Source organism: Streptomyces sp. SID14436, assembly GCF_010548465.1.
Lineage (GTDB): Bacteria > Actinomycetota > Actinomycetes > Streptomycetales > Streptomycetaceae > Streptomyces.
Genome location: NZ_JAAGMD010000267.1, coordinates 1 through 9202, shown reverse-complemented (window position 1 = coordinate 9202; position 9202 = coordinate 1). Strand labels below are relative to the sequence as shown.

At 75.0% G+C, this 9202-nt stretch carries 9 protein-coding genes; all 9 read left to right on the top strand.

The genetic code is table 11. The features are described from left to right. A partial coding sequence (locus tag G3I53_RS09985) for a helix-turn-helix transcriptional regulator (RefSeq protein ID WP_164438233.1) occupies positions 1–368 on the top strand: 368 nt, incomplete at its 5' end. A 142-nt stretch (positions 369–510) separates the two neighbouring features. Further along, complete coding sequence (locus G3I53_RS09980) at positions 511–1770, top strand: helix-turn-helix domain-containing protein (protein ID WP_164438232.1); 1260 nt, start codon at positions 511–513, stop codon at positions 1768–1770. A 376-nt stretch (positions 1771–2146) separates the two neighbouring features. Next, entirely contained in the window at positions 2147–2938 is a 792-nt protein-coding gene (locus G3I53_RS09975) for an ABC transporter ATP-binding protein (RefSeq protein WP_164338265.1), read from the top strand. Beyond that, positions 2935–3801 (top strand): ABC transporter ATP-binding protein, encoded by an 867-nt coding sequence (locus tag G3I53_RS09970; RefSeq protein ID WP_164338266.1) that lies wholly within the window; start codon positions 2935–2937, stop codon positions 3799–3801. The genes G3I53_RS09975 and G3I53_RS09970 overlap by 4 nt, the downstream gene beginning before the upstream one ends. Continuing rightward, a complete protein-coding gene (locus G3I53_RS09965) occupies positions 3798–4694 on the top strand; it encodes a branched-chain amino acid ABC transporter permease (RefSeq protein WP_164338267.1) in 897 nt (298 codons plus the stop codon). Before G3I53_RS09970 ends, G3I53_RS09965 begins: the two co-directional genes overlap by 4 nt. Continuing rightward, complete coding sequence (locus tag G3I53_RS09960) at positions 4687–5835, top strand: branched-chain amino acid ABC transporter permease (RefSeq protein WP_164438231.1); 1149 nt, start codon at positions 4687–4689, stop codon at positions 5833–5835. The genes G3I53_RS09965 and G3I53_RS09960 overlap by 8 nt, the downstream gene beginning before the upstream one ends. After that, on the top strand, positions 5832–7118 hold the full coding sequence (locus tag G3I53_RS09955; protein ID WP_164339343.1) for an ABC transporter substrate-binding protein: 1287 nt from the start codon (positions 5832–5834) through the stop codon (positions 7116–7118). The genes G3I53_RS09960 and G3I53_RS09955 overlap by 4 nt, the downstream gene beginning before the upstream one ends. 248 nt (positions 7119–7366) lie before the next feature. After that, positions 7367–8734 (top strand): MBL fold metallo-hydrolase, encoded by a 1368-nt coding sequence (locus tag G3I53_RS09950; protein ID WP_164438230.1) that lies wholly within the window; start codon positions 7367–7369, stop codon positions 8732–8734. Positions 8735–8943: 209 nt separating this feature from the next. Continuing rightward, positions 8944–9202: TSUP family transporter (locus G3I53_RS33750; protein ID WP_164438229.1), on the top strand; the 259-nt coding region annotated here is incomplete at its 3' end.

Here is a 9202-nt window from a genome sequence, read left to right as displayed (position 1 = left end):
GGCTGCGGGAGGCGCGGACCCGGCTCGGCGAGGCACTGCTGGGGTTCGAGAGCTGCGGTGCGCGGATGTGGGCACGGCAGACGGGCGCGGAACTGCGGGCCAACGGCGCGGCACCGGCCGGCGCCGGTGCGGCGGACAGCGGCCCGGCGGCAGCGGGCGAGCTGGCCCGGCTGACCCCGCAGCAACTGCGCATCGCCCGGCTGGTCGCCGAGGGCGCGACCAACCGGGAAGCGGCGTTGAGCCTGTCGGTCAGCACCCGTACGGTCGACTACCACCTCCGGAACGTCTTCGCGACCCTCGGTGTCCGTTCCCGGGTCGAACTTGTCCGACTGGTCGAACAGGCGGAAAAGACCGGTGCACAGCTCTAGGGACCGACCGGACGGTATGCCATCCTTCGGGGCAGGACGAGTCAGGTGGCGGCCGCCCCATGGGCTCCGCGGCCGGCCGGGCGCCGGTACGAGGACCGCCGCACGGGCACCGCCGGGAAGCCGACCCTGGGGGAGATACGCGATGCACCACGCCGTACGGCCACGTACTCTGCCACGCCCCGGGCCCGTGCCCGCCCCGCGCCCACGGCCCGCGCGCGTACGGTCGGTGATCGACGCCGACGCGCTGCGGGTGCTGCACCGGGGCGCGCGCATCCTGCTGGACGACCTGCCCCACCTCACCGACCGGCTGGTCGCCGTGCTGCAGGAGCAGGAGCCCGCCTACCGGGCCTCGGTCGAGGCGGACGCCGTGGGCACCTGGCAGGAGGTGCACCGCTCGCTGCGGCACAGCGTGTCCTCCCTGCTCGACCCGCGCGGCGCCCGCGACGCGGCGCGCCGCTGCACCTGGCGGATCGGCGCCGCCCGCGCCGAACAGGGGCTGCCGCTCGACGCGCTGCTGCACGCCTTCCGGCTGGGCGGGTCACTGGTGTGGCAGGGGCTGGTCGACGAGACGTCCCGGACCGCCCCCGAGGACGTACGGCTGCTGGTGCACGTGGCGACGGACGTGTGGGAGTTCGTCGACGAACACTGCACGCTCGTGGCCGACGCCTACCGGCAGACCGAACGGCAACTGGCCTGGCGACGGGAGAACAGGGTGCGCCTGCTGGCCGCGGCGCTGCTGGACGGCAGCAGCCGCATCGCCGACCTGCCCGAGGCGGCGGAGGTCCTGGGCCTGCCGGAGCAGGGCCGGTACGTGGTCGTCGCCGTGGCGGGCGGCCGGCCCGTCGGTTGTCCCGGTGCACAGTCGCTCCTGCCCCCGGCTGTGCGCGTGCACTGGCACCCCGGGCAGGACGTCGACTACGGCATCGTGCTGGCCGACGACGACCCGGAACCGGTGGCGGCCGACACCCAGCGCCCCGGACTGCGCATCGGCGTCAGCAGCACCGTCGAGGGACTGGCCGCCGTCGGCGGGGCGCGCGAACTCGCCGACACCGCGCTGCGCCTCTGCCCGGAGACCGGCGGCACCGTCCGGCTGACGGACCACCTGCCCGCGGCCCTGGTGGCGTCCTCGCCCGAACTGGGCGCCGCGCTCGCCGACCGGCTGCTCGGCCCGCTCGCCGGACTCGAACCGGCCGACGCGGACGTCCTGCTGGAGACCCTCGCCACCTGGCTGGCCTGCGACGGCTCGGCCCAGCGCGCGAGCCGCCTGCTGTACTGCCACCGCAACACCGTCCTCAACCGCCTGCGCCGCTACGAGCAGCTGACGGGACGCTCCCTCTCCCGCCCCTCCGACCTGGTCGAGGTCACCCTCGCCCTGACCGCCCACCGCCTGCTGCCCCGCTGACGGCGGGGAGCGGAGCGGTCGGGACGACCGGGGGCGCGGCATGCGCTGCGCCGACGCGCGCGGCCTTGCACGTCTCGGCGGGGTGAGGGTCTCCGCCCTGGGCGGGGCCCCTGCCCGTGTGCGCGCCACCGCTGATCCGCACGCGTCCGGCGCCGACCGCGCCCCCGCCGCCCGCCGCCGCGGCCGGCGGAAGCCGCACCGCCCCTCGCCCCCCGCCCGGAGGGCATGGGCACCGGCACAACCCCCGACCAGCCCCGTTGGGACACCGCAGCGAGCGCGGGCGGAAGGCTGTACCGCCCGCCCGCGCCCGTGCTGTCGTGAGCACCCCTTCCCACGAAAGCCGTTGCCGTCCCCGGTACGGCCCCGAGGAGCCGTGATGCCCGAAGCACCACCGGACGACCGGCCCGCGCTGCACGTCGAGAGCGTCGACGTGACGTACGGGCGCGCCCTGTCCGCCCTCCGTTCCGTGTCCCTGACGGTGCCGCACGGGGCCGTGGTGGCCCTGCTCGGCGCCAACGGCGCGGGCAAGACGACCCTGCTGCGTGCCGTGTCCGGCACGCTGCGCCTGCACCGGGGCGCCGTCACCGGCGGCCGCATCCGCTACGGCGAGACGGTGCTGGACGGGAAGGACCCCGTCACGGCGGTACGGGCCGCAGTCGTCCAAGTCCCGGAGGGGCGCCGGGTGTTCGCCGGTCTCTCGGTGGACGAGAACCTCAAGAGCGGCGGGCTCGGACTGACCCGCCGCGACCGGGCGCGGACCCAGGAGGCACGCGACCGGGTGTTCGCGCTGTTCCCGCGGCTCGCCGAACGCACCCAGCAGGCGGCCGGGTTGCTGTCCGGCGGTGAGCAGCAGATGCTGGCCATCGGCCGCGCCCTGATGGCCGCCCCGCGGCTGCTGCTGCTCGACGAGCCCTCGCTCGGCCTCGCCCCGCAGATGGTCGACCGGATCGCCGAGGTGATCCGCGAGATCAACGCGCAGGGCACCGCCGTCCTGCTGGTCGAGCAGAACGCCGGCATGGCGCTCTCGCTCGCCGACCACGCGCACGTCCTGGAGGTCGGCGAGACACGCCTGTCGGGTCCCGCCGCCGAACTCGCCCGCACCGACGCCGTACGCCGCCTGTACCTGGGCGAGACGGCCGAGACGGCCGAGGACCGGGGGGCCGCGTGAAGGACCGCACCACCGCCACGCCGCCCGTGCTCGACGTCCGGGAGGTGACCGTGCGCTTCGCCGGGCTCACCGCTCTCGACGAGGTGTCCTTCACCGTCGTCCCCGGCTCGGTGCACGCGCTCATCGGCCCCAACGGGGCCGGCAAGTCGACCTGCTTCAACGTGCTGTCCGGACTGTGCCGTCCGGCGGCCGGCACGGTGACGCTCGGCGGCACCGAGCTGACCCGCCTGGCCCCGCACCGCATCGCCGGACTCGGCGTGGCCCGCACCTTCCAGAACATCGTCACCACCCACGGCACCGTCGCCGACAACCTGATGCTGGGCCGCCACGCCCTGTCCCGCGCCGGCTTCGCCGCGACCGCCCTGCGTCTGCCGGGCGCCGTGCGCGAGCAGCGCGAGCATCTCGAACGCGCCCGGGAGATCGCCGAACTCACCGGTCTGGGAGCCCACTTCGACAGCCCGGTGGCGCTGCTGTCGTACGGCGACCGCAAGCGGGTGGAACTCGCCCGCGCCCTGTGTCTGGAGCCCAGAGTGCTGCTGCTCGACGAACCCGTGGCCGGCATGAACGCCACCGAACGCGCCCGCACCGCCGAGGTGGTGGCCGAACTGCGGGCCGAACTCGGCCTGTCCATCGTCCTGGTGGAGCACGACATGGGCCTGGTGATGCGCCTGGCCGACGACGTCACCGTGCTCGACTTCGGCCGGGCCATCGCCCACGGCACCCCGGACGAGGTGCGCCGGGACCCCGAGGTGCTGCGCGCCTACCTCGGCACCGGGGCGGCCCCCGACGACCCGACGGCGGAGCCGGCGGCGCACGCGGCGACGGACACGGCGGCGGACGCCGCGGGGGAGGACGTGGCATGACCGGGTTCCTGGACAACCTCCTCGGCGGAGTGGCGCTCGGCGCCGTGTACGCGCTGGTCGCGCTCGGCTTCGTCGTCATCTTCAAGGCCTCGGGCGTCCTCAACTTCGCCCACGGCTCCATGCTGCTGTTCGGCGGCTACCTGATCGCCGTCCTGCACGACGACCTCGGCTTCGCCGGAGCACTGGCCCTGGCGGTCCTCGCCACGGCCGCCCTCGCGGGCGTCGTCGACCGGTTCCTGCTGCAACGCGGCGGCCAGGACGGCCACGCCGCCCATGTGCAGACCATCGTCACCATCGGCATCGACATCGTGCTGCTCACCGACCTGGCCCGCCGCATCGGCGGCGACCTGCTGACGCTGGGCGACCCGTGGGGCTCCTCGGTGACCGAGCTCGGGCCGGTGACCGTCGCCGACAGCCGGCTCGCCGCCATCGTGGTGTCGACCGTGGTCATCGGCGCGGTGTTCGCCCTGTTTCGCTTCACCTCCTGGGGCCTGTCGCTCCGGGCGGCGGCGGAGGACCTGGAGGCGGCGGCCCTGATGGGCGTGCGGCTCGGCCGGATCCGGGCGGGAGCCTGGTGCCTGGCGGGCGCGCTGGCCGCCCTGGCGGCGGTGTTCCTCGCCGCGTTCCCGGCGCCCGGACTGGAACGCACCACCGGGCAGATCGCGCTGAACGCGTTCCCGGCCGCGATCCTCGGCGGGCTCGCCTCCCCGGCGGGCGCGCTCGCGGGCAGCCTGCTCATCGGCCTGACCGAGGCCATGGTGGTCGGCTACCAGTCCGACCTGCACATGCTCGGCGACGGCTTCGGCGACGTCGCCCCCTACGCCGTGATGCTGCTGGTGCTCCTGGTACGGCCCACCGGGCTGTTCGGCGCGAAGGGGGTGGCCCGTGTCTGACCGTCTGCACGCCGCCCTCACCCGCCGCCGGGCCTGGATCCTGGTGCTCGCCCTCGCCCTGTGCCTGCCGCCGTTCTACCTGGACGCCTTCTGGCTGCGCATCGGCCTGTTCTCCATGGCGGCGGCCATCGGCGCGATCGGCCTGGCGCTGCTGTCCGGGACCGCCGGCCAGCTCTCCCTGGGCCACGCCTTCTTCCTCGCCGTCGGGGCGTACGGCTACGCCTACTTCGCGGGCGACCCCGGGGCGGGCCTCCCTCCGGTCGTCGCCGCCGTCCTCGCGGTGCTGCTGGCCGGCGCGGCGGGCGGGCTGTTCAGCCCCGTCGCCGCGCGGGTGAAGGGCATCTACCTGGGCATCGCCACCCTCGCCCTGGTCTTCCTCGGCCACCACGTCCTGCTGACCGCGGACTCCGTCACCGGCGGCTTCAACGGGCGTTCCGTGCCGCCGCTGACCGTCGGCGGGTTCTCCTTCGCGGAGACCGATCCCGAACTCGTCGTCCTCGGCGTGCCGTTCGGCGCGGAGGAGCGGCTGTGGTTCCTGGGCCTGGCGCTGTTCGCGCTGACCTGGTTCACCGCCCGCGGCCTGCTGCGCGGCCGGCCCGGCCGCGCCCTGGCCGCGCTGCGCGACAGCGAGACCGCGGCCTCCGTGATGGGGGTCGACGTGGCCCGGCACCGGTCGGCGGCGTTCGTGGTGTCGTCCATGTACGCCGGGCTCGCGGGGGTGCTGCTCGCGCTCGCCTTCCGCCGGGTCGTCCCCGACTACTTCTCGCTCATCCTGTCCGTCGACTACCTCGCCATGATCGTCATCGGGGGGCTCGGCTCCGTCGCGGGAGCCACCGCGGGCGCCGTGTTCGTCACCGCGCTGCCCCTGCTGATGACCCGGTACGCCGACCAGCTCCCCCTGGTCGCCGCGCCCGGGTCGGCCGAGGGCGCCGTGGGGCCCACCGAGGCCGCCCGCTACCTGTACGGCGCCGCGATCGTCCTCGTCCTGCTGTACGCGCCCGACGGCCTCCACGGCATGGCCCGCCGGGCCCGGGAACGCCTCCGGCGCCGCCGGGCCGGCCGCGGCAGGGCCGTCCCGGATCCCGTCCCTTCGCCCCCGCAGTCCGCCGAAGCCGCACGACCCAAGGAGCACACCCCGTGAACACCACGCACCGCACCCGCCGCAACCGGCGCCGCACCACCGGGACCGTCCTCGCCGGCACCCTCGCCCTGCTGCTCGCGGCCACCGGGTGCAGCTCCAAGGCGGACGGCGGCAAGGGAGGCGGCGACGCGGCCGACGGCGTGCGCACCGGTCCCGGCGTCAGCGCCGACACCATCAGACTCGGCGCCCTCACCGACCTGACCGGCCCGTACGCCACCCTCGGCAAGAGCATCGTGCAGGCCCAGCAGATGTGGGCGGACGAGGTCAACGCCGAGGGCGGCATCTGCGAGCGCAAGATCGAGATCGTCGTCAAGGACCACGGCTACGACGTGCAGAAGGCGGTCACCGCCTACGCCGACATCGCCCCCGACGTCGTCGCCCTGCCCCAGGTCATCGGCTCCCCGGTGGTCTCGGCCCTGCTGGACGACATCCAGCGCGACAAGATGCTCACCTTCCCGCAGGCCTGGGCCGCGTCCCTGCTCGGCAAGGACGCCATCCAGGTGCTCGGCACCACCTACGACGTCGACATGATCGCCGCGGTCGACTTCCTCACCCGCACGAAGGGGCTGAAGAAGGGCGACACCATCGGCCACGTCTACTTCGAGGGCGACTACGGCGCCAACGCCCTGGAGGGGTCGACCTGGGCGGCCGGGAAGGCCGGGCTGAAGGTCGCCGGACAGAAGATCCAGGCCACCGACACCGACCTGTCGGCGCAGGTGTCGGCGCTGCGCAAGGAGGGCGTGAAGGCGGTCCTGATCAGCGCGGGCCCCGCCCAGACGGCCTCCCTCGTCGGGGTGGCCGCCTCGCGCGGGCTGAAGGTCCCGGTGGTCAGCAGCGCCCCCGGCTTCGCGCCGCAGCTGATGAAGACGCCCGCCGCGCCGGCCCTCGCCGCCATGCTGCACGTCGTGAGCGCGGCGCCCGCCGTGAGCGCCGAACTGCCGGGCGTGCAGAAGATGGTGGCGTCGTACCAGAAGAAGTACCCGGACTCCCCGGTGGACTCCGGCGTGCTCTCCGGCTACAACGCGGCCCAGCTGATGGGCAACAACCTCGAGGCGGCCTGCGAGGCGGGCGGGCTCAGCCGTGAGGACGTCGTCAAGGCGCACCGGGCGCAGACGAACGCCGACACCGGCCTGGGCACCGCGCAGAACTTCTCCGACGTGGACCGCCCGGCGAGTGTGGAGACCTATGTCCTCAAGCCCGACGCGAAGGCCGTCGGCTCGGTGGTGAACGCAGAGGACGCGCACACGGCGCCCGGCGTGGAGGACTACCTGACGTCGAAGTAGCCACCCCCGTCCGACCGTCCGACCGTCCGACCGTCCGACCGTCCGACCGTCCGTCCTGCCGGTCGGCAGGACGCCGCAGTACCCGGATGCCCCGGAGGCCCGTCACACGGGCCGCCGGGGCATCCGTGCGTCGCGGCGGGGAACCCGGGCGGCGGGACGGAAGGACCCGCTGGGATACCCCCGGGGGTACGTGCTACCGTCGGAACCAGATACCCCCGGGGGTACTTTCCCACTGGAAGGAGCAGGACGTGTTCTTCGTCGACACGATCGAGGTGACGGGGCTCGGCAACCGCGGATATCTGGCCGGCGGCACGCACACGGCCGTGGTGGTGGACCCGCCGCGCGACATCGACCGGGTCGTCGCCGCGGCGGCCCGGCGCGGTGTGCGCATCGGCCTGGTCGTCGAGACCCACGTCCACAACGACTACGTCACGGGCGGCCTCCACCTCGCCCGCCTCACCGGCGCCGACTACCTGGTGCCCGCCGACGCCCGCGTCTCCTTCGCCCGCACGCCCGTGCGCGACGGCGACGAGGTCACCGTCGACGAGGACGCCGGACTGACCCTGCGCGCGGTGGCGACACCCGGCCACACCCCGCACCACACCGCCTACGTGCTGCGGGAGGGGGAGACCGATGTCGCCGTGTTCACCGGCGGCTCCCTGCTGATCGGCACCGTCGGCCGCCCCGACCTGGTCGAGCCCCGCCTGACGGAGCGGCTCGCCCGCGCCCAGCACGCCTCGGTCCGGCGACTGGCCGCCGAGCTCCCCGACGACACGACCGTGCTGCCGACCCACGGCTTCGGCAGCTTCTGCTCCTCCGCCCAGGCCGACGGCGACTCCACCACCATCGGCAAGGAGCGGGCGTCCAACGACGCGCTCACGCGGGACGTGGACACCTTCGTCGCGGACCTGCTGGCCGGGCTGGACGACGTCCCCTCCTACTACGCGCACATGGCGCCGGTCAACGCCGAGGGCCCCGCGCCGGTGGACCTGACCCCGCCCGCCGCGGCCGACGCCGACGAGATCGCCCGGCGGCTGGCCGCGGGGGAGTGGGTGGTCGACCTGCGCAACCGGGTCGTGTTCGCCGAGGGACATGTCTCCGGGGCCCTGAACTTCGAGGCCGACGGCAAGATCGCCACCTACCTGGCCTGGCTGGTTCCCTGGGGCAAGCCGGTCACCCTGCTCGCCGAGTCGCCCGCCCAGCTCGCCGCCGCCCAGCGGGAACTGGCCCGGGTCGGCATCGACCGCCCGGCCGCGGCGGCCACCGGCGGTCCGGCGCAGTGGCTGCGCGACGGCGAGACGCCCGCCTCCTTCCCGCGGGCCGCCTTCGCCGACCTCGCCGGCCGGCTCCCGCACGAACAGGTCGTCGTCCTCGACGTCCGCCGCGACGCCGAACGCGCGGCCGGGTACGTCCGGGGATCGGTCCACATCCCGCTGCACACCCTGCGCGGACGGCTCGCCGAGATCCCCGACGGCCAGGTCTGGGTGCACTGCGCGGGCGGCATGCGCGCCGCGATCGCGGCGTCCCTGCTGGACGCGGCCGGACGGGACGTCGTCGCCGTCGACGACGGCTTCGACGGCGCGGAACGCGCCGGCCTCACGACCACGCACGCCTGACGGAGGAGCACCACCGGTATGACCACCCTCCGCAGGCACCCCTGTGCCCCGGCTCTCCCGGCCGCGGACGCGGCGCACGGACCCCGGGCCGGGTACCCGACCCGCCCGTCCCAGGACGGCGCACCCACCTCTCGGGCCGGGCGGCACGTGACGGCTCCGGTCCCGTCCTTGCCGCGTCCCCCGGGCCGGGACGGGAGCGGTACGGTCGCGTGAGTACGCTCCTTCTCGCCCTGGCCGCGGGCGCCCTCGTCGGTGTCACGCTGGGCGCGCTCGGGGGCGGCGGCAGCATCCTGGCCGTCCCCGCCCTGATCTACGCGCTCGGCTTCACCCCGGTCGCCGCCACCACCGCGAGCCTCGTCATCGTCGTCCTCACCTCCGCGGCGGCCCTGCCCGCCCACGCCCGCGACGGCCACGTCCGCTGGCGTACGGGCCTGCTGTTCGCCGCGGCGGGGGCCGGCCCGGCGCTGC